Below are 20,108 nucleotides of genomic sequence, written 5' to 3' on the forward strand. Positions count from 1 at the left end.
AGGCTTTGCAGAGTACCGGACGGGCAAGGGAAGAGGCGCGAACCCCTCTTCAAATCATCTGAAGCCTCCTGCAGCCAGCCATTGGCAAGGTTGGCCTGCTCGGCGGGCCTCAATTCGCGTCTCGCAGGTTGGCATTCTGAACCTCACTTTGAAACTCTTGCGGGAAAAGACCCGCTGCTTGGCGCTTTGCGGAAACGTTTCTGTGTGGCAAATAGGGACGAGGCATTTTCAGCGAGGGAGGAAGATTGGCGCAAATGAAGGGAATTCGTCAACTGGCCAAGCATCTCGATATCTCTATCGGGACCGTCTCTCGGGCACTCAACGGCAAGCCTGACGTGAACGAGGAGACACGCCGGCGTGTGCTTGCCGCAGCCGAGGAGCTTGGCTACGTGGCAAACCAGTCGGGGCGCAGCCTTCGCCAGGGCACGACAAACGTCATCGGCTTGATGATTGAATCCAGCAAGGAAACGCTTGAGAACGGCGACAACTTCTTCCTCGGATTGACGGGCGGCTTGCAGAGCGTCTTGGTGCGTCACAAGCTTGATCTCGTCATGCTTCCTTGCCCAAGCGAGGAGGATCCACACGAGTATTTGAAGCGCATGGTTGCGCGACATGTCGTCGATGCCATGATTATCTCGGCTACCCAGCGCGTCGACAGACGTATCGATTTTCTCGCAAAGGCGAAGATCCCGTTCGTCGCGCTCGGACGCAGTGCTTCAGGCGGCAATTATACCTGGATCGACCTCGATTTCGAAGGCGTGGCGGCTTGCGCCGTGGATCGCCTGATTTCCAAGGGGCATCGGCGCATTGCGATCGCGGCTCCTTCCAATGACATCAATCTCGGCTACATCTTCGTCGATGCATACCGCCGGGCTCTGGAGCGGCATGGAATCGAGTATGATCCGGCGCTGGTCATCCGCGTCAAATCGAGCGAGCAGGGCGGCTATCAGGCCGGCGATGATCTGCTTGGGCTGGAGAACAAGCCCACGGCGATCATCCTGATCTACGAGCTGATGGCGATCGGCCTCTACCGCCGTATGGTCGAGGCCGGCATTGTGCCCGGCCGGGATCTTGCCGTCATCGGTTTTCGCGAAGAACCTCGTGCCAAGTTCCTTCAACCGACCCTGACCTGCTTCCGCATGTCGCTGCGCGATCTCGGGGTGGAGCTCGCCGAAACACTTCTTGCCACCATGCCGGCCTATGCGGAGTACTATCCCAAGGGCGCGCGAAATACGATCTGGCCACTCGAACTCGCGCCCGGCGAGAGCGATGCCTTTACCCTTAACAGCTGACGTCAGGAACGCTGCCATGCAACCCCGCGACTTCCTGAAAAGCCTGTTTTTTGCCGCTGTCGATGCCGCCGATCCGCTCACAGGTATCAAGCGCCACCTACCGTCCAAGCCGAAGGGACGGACTGTGGTCGTTGGTGCGGGCAAGGGCGCTGCCCAGATGGCACGGGCACTCGAAAGCCTCTGGGACGGACCGCTTGGAGGTATCGTCGTGACGCGATACGGCTACGGCTGCGAAACGCGCTACATCGAGATCATGGAAGCCGCGCATCCCGTCCCTGACGCGGCCGGGCTGATCGCATCCCGGCGCCTCTTAGAGGCAGTCGGGGACCTCTGCGAGGACGACCTGGTGATTGCGCTCGTTTGCGGTGGCGGCTCGGCTCTGCTGCCCGCGCCGCCGGAGGGCCTCACGCTCGAGGACGAGATCGCTCTCAACGAGATGCTGTTGGCTTCGGGCGCGCCGATCTCGGCGATGAACGTCGTGCGCAAGCACCTGTCGACCATCAAGGGCGGGCGGCTGGCGGCAGCGACGCGGGCTCGCGTCGTCAGCCTGATCGTGTCCGACATTCCCGGCGACAATCCGGCCTATGTCGCCTCCGGGCCGACGGTGCCCGACCGCTCGACCCGCCACGACGCCCTGGCGATCGTCAAACAGTACGGCTTGCAGCTTCCACAGGCAGCGCTCGATCACCTGGCCTCGCCGAAGGCCGATGCGCCAAGCCCGGACGATCCTGCTTTCGCCCGTCACCTGCATCATGTCGTTGCATCGGCTGGCGTCTCGCTGGAGGCGGCCGCGGCGGTAGCGCGCTCGCAAGGCATTACGCCCGCCATCCTCTCCGACTCCATAGAGGGGGAAGCACGCGACGTCGCGCTGGTGCACGCCGCGATCGCCCGCGAGATCCTCGGCAAGGACAGGCCGTTTGCCAAGCCGGTGGTCATCCTGTCCGGTGGCGAGACGACCGTCACCTTGAGAGGCAAGGGAGGCAAGGGCGGACGAAACGGCGAGTTCGCGCTTGCCATGGCGCTTGCGATCGAGGGGCATGAGTTGCATCTTCTTGCGGCCGATACCGACGGGATCGACGGTTCGGAAAACAACGCAGGCGCCTTTGCGGACGGCGAAACGATGCGGCGATTGAGAGCGGCAGGCTTCGACCCTCGGCGCCTGCTCGACGGCAACGACAGTTACAGCGGTTTTGCGGCAATCGGCGACCTCTTCGAGACGGGCCCAACCGGCACCAACGTCAACGATTTCCGGGCGATTCTGGTTCGATGAAGCCGCTGCGCATGCGCCAGCAATCGGAGACGAAGTCCGTCATCCGCCGGTGGCGGCTTTGAAATATGCGATCAGCGACGACTTACGGGAAAGGCGTGCGAGCGTTCCGTCACGGTTGGACTTTTGTGAACCTAGGCACCAATGGAAGCAAGCTCGGGTCGCTGTTGAATGTCCGCCCGGCCATAGGCCCGAAGGAACGTGCGCACCGCATTGCGGGCTGCGCTCTCCAGTTGATCATCGGTCGGTGTTGCGCCAAACAGCGTCAGCGTCTGCAGATCGGCATTGCCGAGGGCCACAAACTGGCGCGCCGCCACATCGAAGTCGTCGATCATCAGGGCGCCGCCATGGCTGAGCCTTGCCAACAGCGCAGATAGGGCATTCGCCAGTTTTCCTGGTCCCTGTTGCCGGAAGGACTCGAACAGGTGGGGGTAGTTCTCGCCTTCGGTTTGCACCAATTTGCGCAGGAATTTGCCGTCGTGGTCGCAGACGCAGTTCTTGCTGAGCCGGACGGAAAACGCGGTCAGGTCGTCTTCCAGATTGTCCGCCCGGTCCGGGAAACTGGACAGGACCGAAAACAGCATGGCATTGGCACGGTTCATCACGTCATCGACGACGGCGACAAACAGCGTTTCTTTTTCGCGGTAGTGATTGTAGATTGTCTGGCGCGAGACGCAGGCCTCGGCGGCGATCTCATCGATGCTGGCGCCGGCAAAACCATGGCGGCAGAAAACGTTTGCCGCGGCTTCCAAAATGGACAGACGCTTTGCACATTGTCCGCGCTGCGTATGCCCTGCCATCCCCTTCACCAGTGTCGCTCTATTTCTCATAGGGCGAAGATAAGGCGTATTGACGTGTTAGACAATAGTGTCTAGGTTTACAGTTGTGTCCAAGTTTATAGACACATTGGTTAGCCGGTGGCACGGGTCCTCCCAAGCACGTTTTCGTCGGCGACCGATCATCAATGAACCCCTCGAGAGCAATGCGGCGGAGCGACAATCCGGTTCCTTCGCCGCGGTTTCATGAAAGATCACCACTATGACGGCTCCCTTCTTTCGCATTGCGCTCATCCTCGGCCTTCTCTCGGCCATCGGTCCTTTCGCGATCGATATGTATCTTCCCGCTCTTCCATCGATCGGGCAGGACCTTGGCGCAGATAACAGCGTCACCCAGCTGACACTTCTCGCCTTCTTCATTTCATTTGCGCTCACGCAGCTTCTCTATGGTCCGATCTCAGATACCTGGGGGCGCAAGCTGCCGCTTTACCTCGGTATCGGGATCTTCGCGCTTGCCAGCATCGGCTGCGCGCTTGCCACCAATATCGAAACGCTGATTGCGTTTCGTTTTCTCCAGGGCATCGGCGGTGCTGCCGGCATGGTGGTGCCACGCGCTATTGTTCGCGATATGCATACCGGCGTTCAGGCCGCTCGCCTGATGTCGCTGCTGATGCTCGTCTTCAGCATCTCGCCGATCCTCGCCCCGCTGACCGGTAGCGCCGTCATTCAGTACTACGGTTGGCGCGGTGTCTTCTGGGCGGTTACGATCGCCGCTTTCATCGGTCTCGTCCTGCTGGCGACCCAACTCGATGAAACCCGGTCTAAGGAGGATCGTGTCGGAAGTGGCCTGAAGTCGGCGATGGCGGCTTATGCCCTGTTGCTTCGCGACCGCAATTTCATGACCCTCACCTTTATCGGCGGTCTCGGCATTTCGGGTTTCCTCGTCTACCTCGCCAACTCGTCCTTCGTGCTGATCGAGCATTACGGGCTGACGCCAACGCAATACAGCCTCGCGTTTTCGGTCAATGCCGTCTCGTTCTTCACGGTGTCGCAGGCAACAGGGTGGCTCGGTGAGCGCTTCGGATTGGTGCGCGTCATGCGGCTCGCGGTCACGGCCTTCTCTTTCGTCATGGTCGTTCTTGCGGTCCTGATGGCGGCGGGTTTCGACCAGTTGCCGGTCCTCGTCACCTTCCTTTTCGTCGGCTATGGCTTCCTCGGTCTCGTCATCCCGACAAGCGCCGTGCTCGCCCTCGAAGATCACGGTGAAATTGCCGGCACTGCCTCATCGCTGATGGGAACCCTGCATTTCGTCATCGCTGCCGTCGCTATGGTCATCTCCGCTCTCTTTGCCGACGGTACGGCCTTGCCGATGACGATGGGTATCGCGCTCTGCGCGCTGTTCGCCTTTCTTCTGACGCAGGCGACGCTCGGTCGCCGCGCCGCCGTCGCTCCGGCGGAGTGACGACGCGGCTGCACCCGGCTTCGGATCGGGATCGGCCTTAATCCTTAAGACCGGTCCGGGCGATCGATGGGGCAGGTTCGGGATGAGGTTGGTGGCCTGCCGCAAGAGCCAACGGGAAAGCGTCCGCCGGGTGCAAAAAACTTTATGCTGCGCTGCGTCACGTTTGCTCCTAAGGCATGGCATTCGCAGCGGTTTTCCGCAACATTTCTCCCTTTTTCGCATCCCTTGACACCGAGAAGCCTTTCCGCATAGTATCGTAAACGTTTACGGGACATGTTTCGGGAGGAAAACCGGAAGCGGTCCACCGGAGGAAATCGTGACATTGAATGCCGTTCTCTGCGGTTGCGGAGCCATGTCCAAGGGCTGGTTGCGCGCCATCAAGGAAACCCCGGCTCTTGCAGCCGCAATCGAGGTCAAGGGCCTCGTCGACGTCAATCTGGCCGCCGCCGAGAAGCTCGCCGTGGAATTCGGTTTGAGCGATGCCGTCATCGGCACCGACCTCGCTGGCGTTATTGCCCGGGCCAACGCCGACATCGTTTTCGACGTCGTCATCCCGACAGCGCGTTTCAACGTCGTTTCGACGGCTGTGAAGGCCGGCTGCCATGTCCTCAGCGAGAAGCCGATGGCGACGTCGCTGGCCGAGGGGGCCGCCCTGATCGATCTCGCCGCCGAAACCGGCAAGATCCACGCCATCATCCAGAACCGCCGCTTTATCTCCGGTGTGCGCCGCATGCGCCGTTTCGTCGAAAGTGGCGCAATCGGTGATATCACTGCCATCCATTGCGACTTCTTCCTCGCGCCGCATTTCGGCGGCTTCCGGGAAGAGATGCAGAATGTCCTCCTGCTCGACATGGCGATCCACACCTTCGACGCGGCACGCTTCGTCGCAGACAAGAAGCCGCTCGCCGTCTATTGTGTCGAGCGCAACCCAAAGGGCTCGTGGTACCAGCACGGCGCATCAGCCAACGCCACTTTCGAGTTTGCCGACGATGTCGTGTTCACCTACCGAGGCTCCTGGTGCGCCGAAGGCGAGCGGACGAGCTGGGAGAGCCAGTGGCGCCTCGTCGGCTCCAAGGGAATGCTCAGCTGGGACGGTGAGGACACCTTCCGGGCAGCGGTCGCTGGTACGGAGCCAGGCCTGCTGCTTGGCTTCACGCCCGTCGAGGTTCCCGCTCCCGCAAATGACGAAGAGACCCACGGCCACGCCAGTGTGATTGCCGACTTCGTTGAGGCGATCAGGACGGGCAAGCGGCCGGAGACGGCAAGTTCAGACAACATCAGAAGTCTCGCCATGGTGTTCGGCGCGATCGAGAGCGCAAAGACCGGCAAGCGCATTGAAATTTCAGCATAAGGATTGAGATTGTGAGCAACCCCGCCAAGTCCATTCGTGTCGGCACCATGGTTAGCGCCTCCAAGGGCGGCGCCGACAAACGCATCGGCCAGATTGCCGACATGGGGTTCGAAAGCTTCGAACCCTTCTTTTGGCAGACCACCAACGGCCAGGATCTCGCCGAGCTCGGCAAGCGCTCGATCGACGCCATCGGCGACCGAGACATCACCATTTCCACGCTTGGCATGTTCGGCAATCCGCTGGAAACGACTGAAATCGACCTTCAGACCCTGCAGGGCTGGAAGGATTGCATCGACAACGCGCATCACTTCGGCGCCACCTGCGTTGCCGGCTTCACTGGCCGCATCCGCAACAAGCCGCTGACCGACAGCCTGCCGCGCTACAAGGAAATCTGGAGCGAGCTTGCCAAGCGCGCAGCCGACAAGGGCGTCAAGATCGCCTTCGAAAACTGCGCGATGGACGGCAACTGGGCGACCGGCGACTGGAACATCGCGCACAATCCTGATGCCTGGGAGCTGATCTTCAACGAGACGCCTGACGACAACGTCGGCCTCGAATGGGAACCCTGCCACCAGATGGTCTATCTGATCGAGCCGTTGCCGCAGATCCGCAAGTGGGCTTCCAAAATCTTCCATGTTCACGGCAAGGATGCAACAATCCGCTGGGATGTCATCAAGGAGCACGGGATCTTCGGCAAGGAGAAGTTCGTGTTCATGCGAACGCCGGGCTTCGGCGACAGCAATTGGACCGACATCATCTCCGAGCTTCGCCTTGCGGGCTGGTCCGGTTCAATCGACATCGAAGGCTGGCATGACCCGGTTTATCGCGATGCGCTTGAGATGACCGGACAGGTTCATGCGCTGAACCACCTGAAGCATGCCCGGGGCGGCGATTTCATCGTCGATCCGGTTTGAGAGTATCGTAGCCGGCGAGGAGGAATCGCCGGCTTTCGACGGGATAACCACAAAGGAGGAGAACTATGAGTATCCGCAAGTTTGCAATGATCGGCGCCTTGGCACTGGCAGGCGTCTCTCTCTTCGGCCTGGCCGCCAAGGCCGAGGATGTCACCATCACGCTCTGGTCGCTGGACAAGGTTACCCAGCCGGCACCGAGCCTGGTGAAGGAATTCAACGCGCTGAACAACGGCATCAAGATCGAGTATCGCGAGATCCAGTTCGACGATGTTGTCAGTGAAGCGATGCGCGCTTATTCCACCGGTCAGGCGCCAGATATCATCGCTGTCGACAATCCGGAACATGCAATGTTCGCCTCGCATGGCGCGTTCCTCGATCTCACCGACATGATCGCCAAGTCCTCGGTGATCAAGAAGGAAAACTATTTCCCTGGTCCGCTGAACTCGGTCACGTGGGACAGCAAGCTCTTCGGCGTGCCGAAAGCAACCAATACGATTGCGCTCTACTACAATGTCGACATGTTCAAGGCCAAGGGCCTTGATCCCGACAAGCCGCCGCACACCTGGGATGAACTGGTGGATACGGCCCGCAAGCTGAACGATCCGGCGAAGAACGTCTATGGTCTGGCTTTCTCGGCCAAGGCGAACGAGGAAGGCACGTTCCAGTTCCTGCCTTGGGCGCAGATGGGCGGGGGTGGCTATGACCACATCAATACAGCTGGCGCCGTCAAGGCGCTGGAAACCTGGAAGACCATCCTCGACGAGAAGCTTGCTTCGCCTGACACGCTGACCCGCGGACAGTGGGACTCGACGGGTACCTTCAATTCCGGCAATGCGGCGATGGTGATTTCCGGTCCGTGGGAACTCGACCGCATGTCGCAGGAAGCCAAGTTCGACTGGCGCGTGACGCTAATGCCGGTGCCGAAGGACGGCGTCGAGCCGTCTTCCGCGATGGGCGACTTCAACTGGGCGATCTTCGCCGGTACCAAGCATCCGGCCGAGGCCTTCAAGGCGCTCGAATACTTCGCCTCACAGGATGACAAGATGTTCAAAAACTATGGCCAGTTGCCGGCCCGTTCGGACATCGCCATTCCGCCGACCGGCAATGAGAAGAAGGATGCTGCACTCAAGGTATTCCTCGAGCAGCTGAAATACGCCAAGCCGCGTGGTCCGCATCCGCAGTGGCCGAAGATATCCAAGGCGATCCAGGACGCCATCCAGTCCGCGCTGACGGGGCAGGCCACGCCGCAGGCTGCTCTCGACCAGGCAGCCGAGACCATCAAGGGTATCCTCGGCGAAGGCTGAGATCGGCCTGACGTGCCGCCGGATTGTAGTCCGGCGSCACCGCCAGGAACACGGATTGTCGTGTTATTGTTCTTCGGACATCTTCCTCTCAAGGGAGAGGGTGGAGACTGTGGTGGCGCTACCTCCCGGCACTCTCTGCTCTTGCTTGCGCGGCACGGATCTTGACGTCGCGGTTCGGCAAGCATCTGCTCTCTTCCTTGAGAGGAAGGTGCCCGGAGGGGCATTCAGAAAATATGGACATTCGAAGCATATCGCGTCGAATGTATGGGTCAGGAGCCTTGGAGTATGAGCACTGTTGCCAGCGCAATAAGAGACGGAAAGGGGTTTGACGTCACACTTGCGGCGATTCCCTTTGCATTTCTGTTTTTCCTGTCTTTCCTGCCGCTTGTCTACAACGTGCTGATGAGCCTGCAACAGGTCGATATGTTCAGTCTCGCGCAGGTGTTCCGCCCCTTTGTCGGCTTGAAGAACTATCAGGAAGTGTTCGCGCGGCCGGAAGCCTGGCTGGTGATGAAGAACACGGTGGTCTTCGTCGTAGCGTCGATCGCCGGACAGTTCATTATCGGCTTCGGGCTGGCGCTGTTCTTCTGGATCGGTTTTCCCGGATCGTCCTGGCTGCGCGGTCTGTTTCTTGTTTCCTGGGTGATGCCCGGCCTCGTCGTCGGCGCGATCTGGAATCTGATCCTGTCGGGCGATTTCGGCGTGCTGAACTACCTGCTCAAAAGCCTGTCGATCACAGATGCCAACATCTTCTGGCGCTCAGATCCGGCCTATTCGCTGTGGGCGGTGATTATCGCCAATATCTGGCTCGGCGTGTCCTTCAACATGATCCTGCTTTCGGTTGGTCTCTCCTCCATTCCCGGCGACCTCTACGAGGCGGCCGAACTCGACGGCGCCAATGGTTGGCAGCGCTTCTGGACCATCACGCTGCCGATGATGCGTTCGACGATCGGTGCCGTCGTCTCGCTCGGCATGATCTTCACATTGCAGCAATTCGATCTCTTCGCGGTTATCACATCAGGCGGCCCGAACAATTCCTCCAACGTCGCGCAATACTGGGCGTGGCTTTGGTCCTTCAAGGAGTATGATTTCGCCAAGGGCGCGACGATTTCAGTGGTGATGATCATCGTCGTGATGATCGCCTCGGTCATCTATGTACGTTCGACCCGGCATGAGGTGCGCGGATGAGCGAGACCATGAAGTACCGTCTGCTTTTCGTGATTGCCGTGGTGCTGGCAATCATCTACCTCTTCCCGCTCTATTGGATGTATCTGAGCAGCCTCAAGACCACGTCGGACATGTTCGCGACGCCGCCAACTTTCCACGCCAGCAATCCACAATGGCATGTTTATGGTGACGTCTGGTCGGGCCTGAACATGGGCCACTACATCTGGAATTCGGTGGTGATCGCCACCGGCAGCGTCGCGCTGGTGACGATACTGGGCACCGGGCTTGCTTATGTGCTGGCGCGCTACCGGAACATCTGGATCGATATCGGTCTTTTCCTCGTCCTGATGCTGCAGGTGTTACCCGCCTCTCTGATGATTACGCCGATTTTCGTCGGGTTTTCGCAGATTGGCGTTCTCGACTTCCCACGCTTTGCTGTAATTTTGGCGACAGCGGCGAAAACCATGCCCTTCTTCGTGGTGCTTGTGCGAGCCACTTTCATGAGCGTGCCCCAGGAACTCGAGGAGGCGGCGCTGGTCGACGGAAATTCGCGCGTCGGCGCCTTCTTCAACATCGTCCTGCCACTGGCGCGCAACGGCATCCTGGTCGCCGCGATCCTGATCTTCATGCAGGCCTTCGGCGAATTCGTCTATTCGAAGTCGATGATCCAGAACATCGAACTCCAGCCGTCGAGTGTCGGCCTTTATTCCTTCATCGGCCCAAATACCAGCGAATGGAACAAGATCATGGCTTTCGCGGCGATGTATGTGACGCCGATCCTCGCCATCTTCGTTCTTCTACAGCGCCGGATCGTCTCCGGCCTGACTTCCGGAGCTTTGAAATGACCACACAGATCGAATTGACCGGCGTCAACAAGCATTACGGTGCCTACCATGCGCTGAGGGATATCAACCTTACGATCCCAAAAGGCAGCTTCGTGGCACTTGTCGGTCCGTCGGGCTGCGGCAAATCCACGTTGCTCCGGTCGCTGGCGGGGCTGGAGAAGATTTCCGAAGGCACCTTGCAGATCGCCGGCGAGGTAATGAACGACATGCCGCCGCGCAAGCGTGACATCGCCATGGTGTTCCAGTCCTATGCGCTTTATCCACATATGACGGTGGCCGAAAACCTGACCTATTCGTTGCGCATGCGTGGCGTATCCAAGGATGAAGCGAGAAAGAAGGCGCACGAGGTGGCGCAGATAACCGGTCTTACCGGACTGCTCGACCGCTATCCACGTCAGCTTTCCGGCGGCCAGCGCCAGCGCGTCGCCATGGGCCGCGCAATCATCCGGCATCCCAAGGCCTTCCTGTTTGACGAGCCGCTATCCAATCTCGATGCGGCACTGCGCGTGTCGATGCGCAAGGAAATCCGCGCGCTGCACGACCGGCTTGGCGCGACGTCGGTCTATGTCACCCACGACCAGATCGAGGCGATGACCATGGCCGACCATGTCGTCGTCATGCGCGAAGGTATCATCGAGCAGCAGGGCAAGCCGCTGGACCTTTACGACAAGCCCGCCAACAAGTTTGTCGCAGGTTTCATCGGTTCGCCCGCCATGAACTTCATTCCGGCTGTTGTCGCAGAGGACGGCAAGAGCCTGACGATCGATCTTGGCAGTGTGAAGCACAAGATCGCGATCGACCATCAAGTCCAAGCCGGACGCAAGGTTACCGTTGGCCTTCGTCCGGAGCATATCGGGATCACGGCAGCAGGGCAGGGCACGTTCGACGTGCCGGTAGCCGTGGTGGAATCGACCGGTTCATCCACCTTCGTCACGGCGGCGACCACACCCGAGCTGACGATCGTCGAGACGGGTCGAGGCATCGCGCGGGCACACGAGACGATTGGCGTGGCCGTCGATCCGTCGCAGCTACATCTTTTCGACGAGACAAGCGGCGTGCGCCTTTGATCAAAGTGGCAGCCGAAATGCCTTCCGGCCGCCACGACCAATTTTACCGTCCGCCTTCGATTTTTCGATGTCGCTGGTTCGTGCCGCCGGCACCATAGGGGTAGTCGGCCACGTGGGGCTGGCTGACTTCGCTCAGCTTTGTCATCTCCTCTTCGGAAAGCGAAAGCTTTGCCGCAGCGAGATTGTCCGCAAGCTGCTCACTCGTACGTGCGCCGAGAATGACCGACGTCACCGCTGGTCGCGCCGCGGTCCAGGCAAGCGCCACCTGCGCCATGCTGACGCCACGGGCCTTGGCAATCTCCTCCACCGTGTCGATGATCGCCCAGGTGCGCTCCTGGGCATTGCGCAGGACGTAGGATTCCATGCCCCTGTTCGGGTTCTCGCCGAGTCGGGTCGCACCCGTCGGCATCTGGTCGCGCCGGTATTTGCCCGTCAGCCAGCCGCCGCCAAGCGGTGACCATGGCAGCAGACCCATGCCGGCATCCTGGCATGCCGCGACGATCTCCAGCTCGATGTCGCGCACCAGAAGGCTATATTGCGGTTGCAGCGTTACTGGTCGCGTATATCCCCTTGCTTTGGCAATTTCGACCGATTTGGCGATGTGCCAGCCGACGTAGTTGGAAAAGCCGTAATAGCCAATCTTGCCGGCCGAGACTGCGTCATCAAGGAAGCGCAAGGTCTCCTCGATCGGCGTCAACGGATCCCAGGCATGCATCTGGTAGAGGTCGATGTGATCGACGCCGAGGCGCTTCAGCGAAGCCTCAAGCGCCAGATTGAGGTGTCGGCGCGACAGGCCGATATCGTTCGGTCCAGTCCCCATCGGGAAACGGCCCTTGGTGGCGACAACAGCCTGCGGGGCTTCAGTCGGTCGCGCTCTTAGCCATCGGCCGATGATCTCTTCGGATTTGCCCGTGCTGTAGACATCCGCCGTGTCGATAAAGTTTCCGCCCCCGGCGAAATAGGTGTCCAGGATCTTGTGGGAGGCCTCTTCGTCGGCCTCCGCGCCAAACGTCATTGTGCCGAGGCAATACGCGGTTACGACAGCACCGCTTGGACCAAGTTTGCGATATTCCATGAAACATCCTCCTTGCTGAAAACATAGATGGCGTGAAGCACCGATCAGTCAGGTTGCTGTTGCGTCCGTCGTCTCTTCCAGAACCTGTTCGGGAATATCGTCAAACGACGCGTAGTTCAGATTGTAGAGGCGCGAGTACAGCTTCTTGTTCCTCATCAGTTGCAGGTGGTTGCCACTCTCTATCAGTTCGCCGTTCTGGAGCACGATGATGCGGTCCGCCTCGCGGATCGTCGCCAGCCGGTGCGCGATGACCAGGCCCGTGCGGTTCTCCAACAGCTTGACCAACGCCTTCTGGATCAGCATCTCGGTATAGCTGTCGATATTCGCCGTCGCTTCGTCGAGGACCAGGATTTTCGCGTCTGCGATCAGAGCACGCGCAAAACTCAGCAACTGTCGTTGGCCGAGCGAAAGATTGCCGCCGCGCTCGCCGAGGATGCTGTCATAGCCATCGGGCAGGCGCATGATGAAGTCGTGGGCGCCAACGGCCTTTGCGGCCTCGATCACCTGTTCGCGCGTAGCGCCCGCCTTGTGATAGCGGATGTTCTCGAACACCGAGCCGGTGAACAGGAAAGGCTCCTGCAGGACCATGGCGATCTGGTTGCCGAGCGAATCCTGCGTCAGCGTGCGCACGTCGTGGCCGCCGACCAGAACCTGGCCTTGCTGCACGTCGTAGAAGCGATGGATCAGCGACATACAGCTTGATTTTCCCGAGCCGGTCGGCCCGACAAGAGCAACTGTCTCACCCGGGTTGACGTTGAAGCTGACATGCTTGAGCACCGGATGCGCCGGATTGTAGCCAAAGACGACATCCCTGAATTCGACGGAGCCGTCCATGTCCTTGGACAGCACCTTGGCGTCTGGCGCATCGTTGATCTCGACAGGCACATCCAGCACCTCGGTCAGCCGCTGGCCCGAGGCCATGGCGCGCTGCATGACGGAATATTGCAATGTCAGAGAGCGGATAGGATCGAAAAAACGCTGGATATAGAAGAGAAAGGCAACGAGCACCCCGACGTCGAGTGCCTGGTTCAGTACGCGCGCGCCGCCGACGACGATGACGAGCGCCATGGCGACGCCGGTGAGCGAGTCAACAATGGGCACCATGACCTGCGCATAGCGCGCTGCGGTCAGATGCGCCTTCAGGTTCGCCTTGGCCTTGTCGTCGTAGAGGGTGAAGTTGACACCTTGGCGGTCCATGCTCTGCACCGCCCGAACGCCATGAATCGCTTCGGCAAGCGCACCGTTGGCAACCGAGTTGGTCTCGTGCGCCGCCATGAACGATCTTCGGGCCAGCGGCAACCAGAACAGACGGACGACAAAGAGGATGGGCAGGGCCGACAGTGTTAGCAGGCCAAGCTTGAAGTCGAGATAGAGCATGACGAAGATGATCCCGAACAGCAGTGCGATATCACCCACCGACAGCACCGACGTTTCGAGAAACTCCTGCATCGAATTGACGTCGCCCTGCAGGCGCGACATCAGTCGGCCCACCTCCGTCTTGTCCATGAAAGATAGCGACACGCGCTGAAGATGGGAAAACATCGCGCTGCGGATGTCGAAGAGCACGTCCTCGGCAACGCCGCCGACGAGCGTCTCCTGAGCGTAGCTTGCAGCATAGTTGATGAGGATCGCGACGACAAACGCCAGGATCGACCACGTTAGCGCCGGATGACCGGAGCCGGCTTTCATCCCGTGGTCGATGGCGTAGCGGATGATCAGCGGTATCAGCAACTGCATCGCGGTGAAGGTGAGGACCGCCGCGACCGACAGCCATACCTGCTTGCGGTAGGGATGCACGAAGGCCCAGATGCGCTTGACGATATTGCTATCGAAGGCCTTGCCGAACATCTCCTCTTCGATGCGCTGCGACCCCACGACGGCCCGGGGAGGTCGCCTTCCGTCTTCCCGGACGTCGGAGCGCTCCGTTTCCAGTTCCTCGGCCATTGCATTCCTCCCTTAGAGTCAGATGATCTCAGGCAAACAAGCCTGGATCAGAATCCGCTCTAAAATCAGACAGTTAGAGCATCGATATTTCACACTTTAGGCGCTCAGCGCGTCGTCGCCCGGTCGCACCTGCAGATCGTAAAGCGCTTTGTACCGGCCGCCTGCGGCCAGCAATTCTTCATGAGTGCCGCGTTCCACGATCGCTCCGTTTTCAACGAACAGGATCTGGTTGGCATGCATCAGCGAGCTCAGGCGATGAGCAACGATGATGGTTACCCGATCGGCCGCGTACTTGTGCACGGCGGCGCGGATACGCTGTTCGGTGGCGGCGTCAATCGCGGCTGTCGAATCGTCGAAGACCAATACCGCCGGCTTCAGCATCAAGGCGCGCGCAATCGACAGCCGTTGCCGCTGGCCACCCGACAGCGACACCCCGCGCTCGCCGACGACAGTGCCGTAGCCGATCGGCAGGCCGAGAACGTAGTTGTGCAGTTGTGCGCTTTCGCTGGCTCGCTCGATGCGGCCCTCTTTTGCCCACGGGTCGCCGTAGGCGATGTTGTTCTCGATCGTTGTGGTAAACAGGAAAGAGTCCTGCTGAACGACGGCGACAGAGCGGCGCAGCGACTGCAGCGTAGCACGACGGATGTCCTGCCCGTCGATCGTGATCATACCCTTCGTCACGTCGTAGAAGCGTGGGATCAGATGGGCGAGAGTGGACTTGCCGCTGCCTGGTGGACCGACGATGCCGACCGTCTCACCGCGTCTGGCCTCGAAGGACACCCCTGATAGCACGTCGTGCACCGGCGAGCTCGGATAGGCGAAGCTCACATTCTCGAACCTTAGCGTACCTTCGGCGACCACAAGGTCACGCGCGTCCGGCGCATCGCGAACGGCGATTTCGAGATCCAGCAGATTGAAGAGGCGGGTGCCGCAGGTCGAGGCGCGGGCAAAGGCGTTGACCATCAGACCAAGCTGACGCACCGGCATCTGGAGGATGGTCATGAAGGTGAGGAAGGATGCCAGCGTGCCGACCGTAATCTCCCCCGACATCACCTTTGCACCGCCGACCCACAGCACGAGGCCCATCGAGGCAAAGAAGGAAAAGGTCATGGCGCTGGTGTTGACCACGCGAATGCCGACGCGCCGGTGGGCGAGTGTCAGGGCATTCTTCGAGGCGGTCTCGAATTTCATCATTTCGTGCCTCTGCGCGGCGAACGCACGCACGACGCGGATGCCGCCGAGGTTCTCTTCCATGATGCGGGTCAGCACCGACAGGCGCTCCTGCAGGTCGAGCCAGGTGGCGCGCAGCCGGAGCTGGGTGGCGGACGAGCGCCAGGCGACGAAGGGGACGAAGCTGAGCGCCAGCAGGCCGAGCACAACATCGGTGGATAGCAGCATGTAGGCGCCGATACCGATCAGCATGGTCAGCAGGATCATGCGCACGAGAGCGGTTGAAAAGTACATTCGCACGCCTTCGAGATCGAGCAGCCCGATGGTGATCAGATCGCCGGAGTGGACGCTGTCATGAAAGCTGAAGGAGAGTCGCTGGATCTTTTCGTAGCAGGCGAGGCGCAGCTCGTAGCCCATGTGGTGGCCGACGCTCTCGCTGTAGTAGTTTTGGACCATCGTGAAGAGGCCGCGCAGCACGCTCGCGCCGAGCAGCAGGAGTGCGGTGGTGAGAAGCGCGTCCTGCGCAAGCTGGCCCGCCCGCCCCCCTTCCATCGCAAGCTGCGTGTGATCCACCGCCTGGCCAAGCAACCGCGGGATCATCAGCTGGAAGGTTGACGCGACAAGGGTTGCGCCGATGGCGAAACCCGATTGCCAAGGATGGCGGAATGCCATGACAGTAATGCGGACCAGGGTGGAGAGACCTTTTCCCCAGCCTGCCGCAGTCGCCTTCGCCATCGAGGCCGAGGGCTTCGTCGCGCGTGTTAAAGCATCGCTGCTCACGGTTTGATTTCCAAAACAGATGTGTGGTCGGACGTCGGTCCGAAAAGACGGAGAATCCACGAAGGGATTGATTAGCACGCTTAGTTTTGCTGATTCCGGTTGGAGCTTCAAGTAAAGAATTCACCAGTTGGTTATTTTATCGTGAGTGCGGATGCCGGCGCCCACAGCTGCCCTGGCAGGCTGAATTCGATCATATTAATGATGTGGATTCAATTGTTTAGCAAGGTTGTCGCGCCCGTCGCGGAACAAAGGACTTGCCTAAATTGCCTTTTGGGGCTTTGATACACGACCAGTTTGATAGACTATCTTTTGCTCAAAGAGCTCGGTGCGGCCTACGCGGTGAGCTCGCGATTTGCGGCCCGCGTGCTCAGAAAAGCCGCATGAACCTGCTCAACGCGTGAGCTGTATGTCCCGCGTTGAAACCTTGATCGAGACGCGATGCGGATGAGCCGCAAGGGAGTTGAGATGACGGTTCAGGGACTTTTTTCCTCGAAGTCGAACGCGGCGGCGCACATATCTGCCGTGCCGCGCATTGCCGTAGTCGGGCGTGGCTTTTCCGGGATGATGATGGCAATCGCGCTGATGAAGACCGTGCGCATGCCATTTCACATGCAGCTCTTCGATCCGAATTCTACGGTTAGCGGCGGACAGGCACTCTCGTCGGCCCGCTCGTCCACCATCCTCAATACGCGCGTGCGCGACCTGTCGGTCGCGACTGGCGATACGGACGATTTCAACGACTGGCTCTGTAGCAACGCGGAATTCCGGGCTGCCGTGCCTGCCGCAATCCCGGGCTTTCGCCAGATATTCGTGCCCAAGGAAATCTTCAGCGACTATGTCTACCAGCGCTTTTCCGAAGCGCTGTCGGCCCGCAAGGATATCACTGTCCAGGTCTGCCACGAGCCGGTCGTTTCAATTCGCAAAAGTCACGGCAACCACTATCTTCTCGAAAGCGCCAATCCCGCCAACCCCCTATTCGACACCGTGATCCTTGCCACCGGTTACGGCCTGCTCGCGACGGACGCTTCAGAACAGGAGGGGCAACCGGTAAGGGCGCAGCGTCTCGTTGCCCGCCCACACACGGTTCTGCTCGGGAGCGGCATTCGGGTCGTGGACCAACTGCTGCAGTTGCGTGATGGCGGCTATGCTGGCCAAGTCACCATCCTGTCGCGGCATGGTTTCCTGCCGCAGAGCCATACGCCCAATTCCGCCGACCCGGTTTTCCCTGCCGAGACATTGCCGCAAAGCCTGCCGGAGATCGTGCGCTTTATACGTACGGCCTGCCGCGAAGCCGAAGAGGAGGGGCGTAGCTGGCAGTCGGTGATGAACGGCCTGCGCAAGCATGCGCGCTCACTCTGGCGTTCGCTGCCGCCGCATCAGAAGCATCAGTTCAACCGGCACCTCAGGTCTATCTATGACAGTCATCGCAACCGCCTGCCMGAGGCCATGCATGCACGGCTGAAGGCCGAGCTTGCCGGCGGCAACACGGTTTTGCGGCGCGGTACCGCCGGCAGGCGGGGATTGAGCGGCATCTTCTTCAGGCCCGCCGGCTCCCTCGCCGATGATGTCATTCATGCCGAGCGTATCGTCGATTGCCGCTGCCGGGCGCCGGCGCTGGCCTCGCCGCTTCTTCAGAGCCTCCTCGACCAGGGGCTCGCACAGCCGGACGAACTGTCGCTCGGCATCGCTGTCGATCAGTGCGGCCAGGTCTGCCTTGAGGATGGAACCATCGTCGACGGGCTCTTTGCCGTCGGCCCGCTGGGCCTTGGCAGCCTGCCGGATATAGACCTCGTGCCCGAGATCGTCAGCCAGGCCTATGTCGCCGCCGAACATGTGGGGGAGCGCTTCTACCCGAAGTGCAAGGCCGTGTGATTTAGGCCCGTCGCACCCGCATTTCGCCGCGGGCCACGAAGACCAGCAGCCCGACCGCCATGGCAGCCAGGACGAACCAGGTGATCGCATAGACGAGGTGATTGTTGGCAAAGGCGATCTGCGTCAGTCCGCCAGTCGGCATGCCACCCGGGTTCGGGGTGCCATCAGCGTCGATGAAGTAGGGCGCCACGTCGGCAATCCCACGTCGTTGGGCAATCGCGGCTGTATCACGCGAGTACCAGCGGTCGTTTGCGGGATCGTTCGACTTGATCAGAGTGCCCTTCGGCTCTGTCAGGCGTAGCAGCCCGGTGATGCTGACCGGCCCTGAAATCTGGCCGTCCGGGCGCGCGACAGGGTCTCGCCTTTCGGTCGGGACAAAGCCTCGATTGATCAGAATGGACGTACCATCGGCGCGCGCAAGTGGCGTTATCACCCAGTAGCCCGGCCCAAGTGCGGTGGACGCGTAGACCAGCGTCTCCCTGTCGTTCAGCAGTGTTCCTGTTGCCGTGACGCGACGATACTCGTCGTTTGGTCGGTTCACCTGGCTCCATTCGGCGCGTGTCGGCGCAGGGGAGGGCTCTGCGTGAACACGCTGATCGACACGGGCGATAAGATCCCGTTTCCACGACAGCCGCTCCACCTGCCAGACACCGAGTGCGAGCAGCGCGCCGATCGACAACAGCATCAGGCCGCAGAAAATCGTCAATCCGGCCGCCGAATACTGTCGATGGACTTTTTGAGGAGAAGCGCTACTCATGAGCTAAAACCGTTGCGGGCGGCGCTGCCGCCGCCCGTCCACCTGTTACGGCATGTTTTTCATCATTTCGGGGCTCATCGGCATCATGTTGGTATTCAGATGATGCATGACCCAGAGCGAGCCTGAAAGGGCGATGGCAACGATGAGCAGCGTGAAGATCAGTGCCATCATCGTCCACCCGCCTTCCGAACGCGGGTTCATGTGCAGGAAGAAGATCATGTGGACCACGATCTGCACGACTGCGAACCCCATGATCAAGGCGGCTGTGACGGCGTGGCTGTCGAACACCTCTGCCATGACTAGCCAGAAAGGAATGGCGGTCAGGATGACGGACAGCACGAAGCCGATCATGTAGCTCTTGAAGGTGCCGTGGGCTGCCTCGTGTCCGTGGCTGTGGCCATGGTGGGCTTCGTGAGCGTCCTCGTGTGCGGGTGCGTGCGAACTCATCCGAGAACTCCCAAGAGATAGACAATGGAAAAGACGCCGATCCAGACGACGTCAAGGAAGTGCCAGAACATCGACAGGCACATCAGGCGACGGCGGTTTGCCGGGATCAGGCCGCGCATCGACACCTGTACCATCAGCGTCACCAGCCAGATGATGCCGAAGGTAACGTGCAGACCGTGCGTACCGACCAGTGTAAAGAAACTGGAGAGGAACGCGCTGCGCGACGGGCCGGCACCTTCGTGGATCAGATGTGCGAACTCATAGAGCTCGAGCCCGAGGAAGGCCGCGCCGAACAGGCCGGTGACGGCCAGCCAGAACAGGGTCTCGGCCTTCTTCTGCCGCTCCATCTGCAGCATGGCGAAGCCATAGGTGATGGAGGAGAAGAGCAGCATGGAGGTGTTGACGGCCACCAGCCGCAGATCGAAGAGATCAGAGGGCGACGGACCGGCCGCATAGTTGCGGCCGAGAACGGCGTGGGTCGCAAAGAGAATTGCGAAAATCAGGCAGTCGCTCATCAAGTAGAGCCAGAAGCCCAGCATGGTGCTGCCTTCCGGATGATGCTCTTCCGTCATGTAGAATTCAGGCTTGGCGGCCTTGTCGATTGTCGTCTCGCTCATG

Annotated in this window: 17 protein-coding genes; 10 read left to right on the forward strand and 7 right to left on the reverse strand. The window is 60.2% G+C overall.

Annotation, left to right across the window (positions count from 1 at the left end; genetic code table 11):
* Positions 1–254 precede the first annotated feature (254 nt).
* Both AC1DMK_RS16495 and AC1DMK_RS16500 read left to right on the forward strand, forming a co-directional pair.
* Positions 255–1,292, forward strand: coding sequence for a LacI family DNA-binding transcriptional regulator (locus AC1DMK_RS16495; protein WP_037058111.1), 1,038 nt, complete (start codon positions 255–257; stop codon positions 1,290–1,292).
* A gap of 16 nt (positions 1,293–1,308) precedes the next feature.
* Positions 1,309–2,562 carry a glycerate kinase type-2 family protein gene (locus AC1DMK_RS16500; RefSeq protein WP_037058113.1) on the forward strand — a complete coding sequence of 418 codons (1,254 nt, stop codon included), beginning with the start codon at positions 1,309–1,311 and terminating at the stop codon, positions 2,560–2,562.
* Between the two features lie 131 nt (positions 2,563–2,693).
* On the opposite strand, the gene AC1DMK_RS16505 is transcribed toward AC1DMK_RS16500, so the two are convergent.
* Entirely contained in the window at positions 2,694–3,359 is a 666-nt protein-coding gene (locus AC1DMK_RS16505; protein ID WP_037058114.1) for a TetR/AcrR family transcriptional regulator C-terminal domain-containing protein, read from the reverse strand.
* Between the two features lie 238 nt (positions 3,360–3,597).
* Here AC1DMK_RS16505 and AC1DMK_RS16510 point away from each other — a divergent pair, with 238 nt between their 5' ends.
* The 7 genes from AC1DMK_RS16510 (at position 3,598) to AC1DMK_RS16540 (ending at position 11,445) form a co-directional block, all read left to right on the forward strand.
* Positions 3,598–4,797 carry a multidrug effflux MFS transporter gene (locus tag AC1DMK_RS16510; protein WP_477860395.1) on the forward strand — a complete coding sequence of 400 codons (1,200 nt, stop codon included), beginning with the start codon at positions 3,598–3,600 and terminating at the stop codon, positions 4,795–4,797.
* 316 nt (positions 4,798–5,113) lie between these two features.
* Positions 5,114–6,148, forward strand: a complete 1,035-nt coding sequence (locus AC1DMK_RS16515; RefSeq protein WP_477860397.1) for a Gfo/Idh/MocA family protein — start codon at positions 5,114–5,116, stop codon at positions 6,146–6,148.
* Positions 6,149–6,159: 11 nt separating this feature from the next.
* A complete protein-coding gene (locus AC1DMK_RS16520; RefSeq protein ID WP_037058118.1) occupies positions 6,160–7,062 on the forward strand; it encodes a sugar phosphate isomerase/epimerase family protein in 903 nt (300 codons plus the stop codon).
* Between the two features lie 65 nt (positions 7,063–7,127).
* Positions 7,128–8,366, forward strand: coding sequence for an ABC transporter substrate-binding protein (locus tag AC1DMK_RS16525; RefSeq protein ID WP_037058120.1), 1,239 nt, complete (start codon positions 7,128–7,130; stop codon positions 8,364–8,366).
* A 285-nt stretch (positions 8,367–8,651) separates the two neighbouring features.
* Positions 8,652–9,554 carry a carbohydrate ABC transporter permease gene (locus AC1DMK_RS16530; RefSeq protein ID WP_477860400.1) on the forward strand — a complete coding sequence of 301 codons (903 nt, stop codon included), beginning with the start codon at positions 8,652–8,654 and terminating at the stop codon, positions 9,552–9,554.
* Positions 9,551–10,378: a carbohydrate ABC transporter permease gene (locus AC1DMK_RS16535; RefSeq protein ID WP_477860402.1), complete on the forward strand. Its 828-nt coding sequence runs from the start codon at positions 9,551–9,553 to the stop codon at positions 10,376–10,378. Before AC1DMK_RS16530 ends, AC1DMK_RS16535 begins: the two co-directional genes overlap by 4 nt.
* Positions 10,375–11,445 (forward strand): ABC transporter ATP-binding protein, encoded by a 1,071-nt coding sequence (locus tag AC1DMK_RS16540; RefSeq protein ID WP_037058126.1) that lies wholly within the window; start codon positions 10,375–10,377, stop codon positions 11,443–11,445. The genes AC1DMK_RS16535 and AC1DMK_RS16540 overlap by 4 nt, the downstream gene beginning before the upstream one ends.
* 43 nt (positions 11,446–11,488) lie before the next feature.
* Here AC1DMK_RS16540 and AC1DMK_RS16545 read toward each other — a convergent pair whose 3' ends face one another.
* From AC1DMK_RS16545 to AC1DMK_RS16555, 3 genes are all read right to left on the reverse strand, one after another.
* Complete coding sequence (locus AC1DMK_RS16545; protein WP_477860405.1) at positions 11,489–12,520, reverse strand: aldo/keto reductase; 1,032 nt, start codon at positions 12,518–12,520, stop codon at positions 11,489–11,491.
* A gap of 48 nt (positions 12,521–12,568) precedes the next feature.
* The gene (locus tag AC1DMK_RS16550; protein WP_477860407.1) at positions 12,569–14,464 is read right to left on the reverse strand and encodes an ABC transporter ATP-binding protein; all 1,896 of its coding nucleotides are present in this window, start codon (positions 14,462–14,464) and stop codon (positions 12,569–12,571) included.
* Positions 14,465–14,560: 96 nt separating this feature from the next.
* A complete protein-coding gene (locus tag AC1DMK_RS16555) occupies positions 14,561–16,369 on the reverse strand; it encodes an ABC transporter ATP-binding protein (RefSeq protein WP_477860589.1) in 1,809 nt (602 codons plus the stop codon).
* A 510-nt stretch (positions 16,370–16,879) separates the two neighbouring features.
* Between AC1DMK_RS16555 and AC1DMK_RS16560 the strand changes: the two genes are divergently transcribed.
* Positions 16,880–18,286, forward strand: coding sequence for an FAD/NAD(P)-binding protein (locus AC1DMK_RS16560; RefSeq protein WP_477860409.1), 1,407 nt, complete (start codon positions 16,880–16,882; stop codon positions 18,284–18,286).
* Between the two features lies 1 nt (position 18,287).
* Here the strand turns inward: AC1DMK_RS16560 and AC1DMK_RS16565 are convergent, their stop codons facing one another.
* The 3 genes from AC1DMK_RS16565 to cyoC are packed head-to-tail and all read right to left on the reverse strand — an operon-like array spanning position 18,288 to position 20,107.
* On the reverse strand, positions 18,288–19,043 hold the full coding sequence (locus AC1DMK_RS16565; RefSeq protein WP_477860411.1) for an SURF1 family protein: 756 nt from the start codon (positions 19,041–19,043) through the stop codon (positions 18,288–18,290).
* A 45-nt stretch (positions 19,044–19,088) separates the two neighbouring features.
* Positions 19,089–19,490 carry a cytochrome o ubiquinol oxidase subunit IV gene (gene cyoD / locus AC1DMK_RS16570; RefSeq protein ID WP_037058130.1) on the reverse strand — a complete coding sequence of 134 codons (402 nt, stop codon included), beginning with the start codon at positions 19,488–19,490 and terminating at the stop codon, positions 19,089–19,091.
* Positions 19,487–20,107: a cytochrome o ubiquinol oxidase subunit III gene (gene cyoC / locus AC1DMK_RS16575; RefSeq protein ID WP_037058132.1), complete on the reverse strand. Its 621-nt coding sequence runs from the start codon at positions 20,105–20,107 to the stop codon at positions 19,487–19,489. Before cyoC ends, cyoD begins: the two co-directional genes overlap by 4 nt.
* Position 20,108 lies beyond the last annotated feature (1 nt).

This window comes from Rhizobium sp. 05L419 (assembly GCF_056397845.1).

Bases quoted from the DNA above. Each gene is read 5' to 3' on its own strand.
- AC1DMK_RS16500 (WP_037058113.1), top strand. From the start codon at position 1,309: ATGCAACCCCGCGACTTCCTGAAAAGCCTGTTTTTTGCCGCTGTCGAT.
- AC1DMK_RS16535 (WP_477860402.1), top strand. From the start codon at position 9,551: ATGAGCGAGACCATGAAGTACCGTCTGCTTTTCGTGATTGCCGTGGTG.
- AC1DMK_RS16505 (WP_037058114.1), bottom strand. From the start codon at position 3,359: ATGGCAGGGCATACGCAGCGCGGACAATGTGCAAAGCGTCTGTCCATT.
- AC1DMK_RS16510 (WP_477860395.1), top strand. From the start codon at position 3,598: ATGACGGCTCCCTTCTTTCGCATTGCGCTCATCCTCGGCCTTCTCTCG.
- AC1DMK_RS16525 (WP_037058120.1), top strand. From the start codon at position 7,128: ATGAGTATCCGCAAGTTTGCAATGATCGGCGCCTTGGCACTGGCAGGC.
- AC1DMK_RS16550 (WP_477860407.1), bottom strand. From the start codon at position 14,464: ATGGCCGAGGAACTGGAAACGGAGCGCTCCGACGTCCGGGAAGACGGA.
- AC1DMK_RS16540 (WP_037058126.1), top strand. From the start codon at position 10,375: ATGACCACACAGATCGAATTGACCGGCGTCAACAAGCATTACGGTGCC.
- AC1DMK_RS16565 (WP_477860411.1), bottom strand. From the start codon at position 19,043: ATGAGTAGCGCTTCTCCTCAAAAAGTCCATCGACAGTATTCGGCGGCC.
- cyoC (WP_037058132.1), bottom strand. From the start codon at position 20,107: ATGAGCGAGACGACAATCGACAAGGCCGCCAAGCCTGAATTCTACATG.
- AC1DMK_RS16495 (WP_037058111.1), top strand. From the start codon at position 255: ATGAAGGGAATTCGTCAACTGGCCAAGCATCTCGATATCTCTATCGGG.
- cyoD (WP_037058130.1), bottom strand. From the start codon at position 19,490: ATGAGTTCGCACGCACCCGCACACGAGGACGCTCACGAAGCCCACCAT.
- AC1DMK_RS16530 (WP_477860400.1), top strand. From the start codon at position 8,652: ATGAGCACTGTTGCCAGCGCAATAAGAGACGGAAAGGGGTTTGACGTC.
- AC1DMK_RS16555 (WP_477860589.1), bottom strand. From the start codon at position 16,369: ATGGCGAAGGCGACTGCGGCAGGCTGGGGAAAAGGTCTCTCCACCCTG.
- AC1DMK_RS16545 (WP_477860405.1), bottom strand. From the start codon at position 12,520: ATGGAATATCGCAAACTTGGTCCAAGCGGTGCTGTCGTAACCGCGTAT.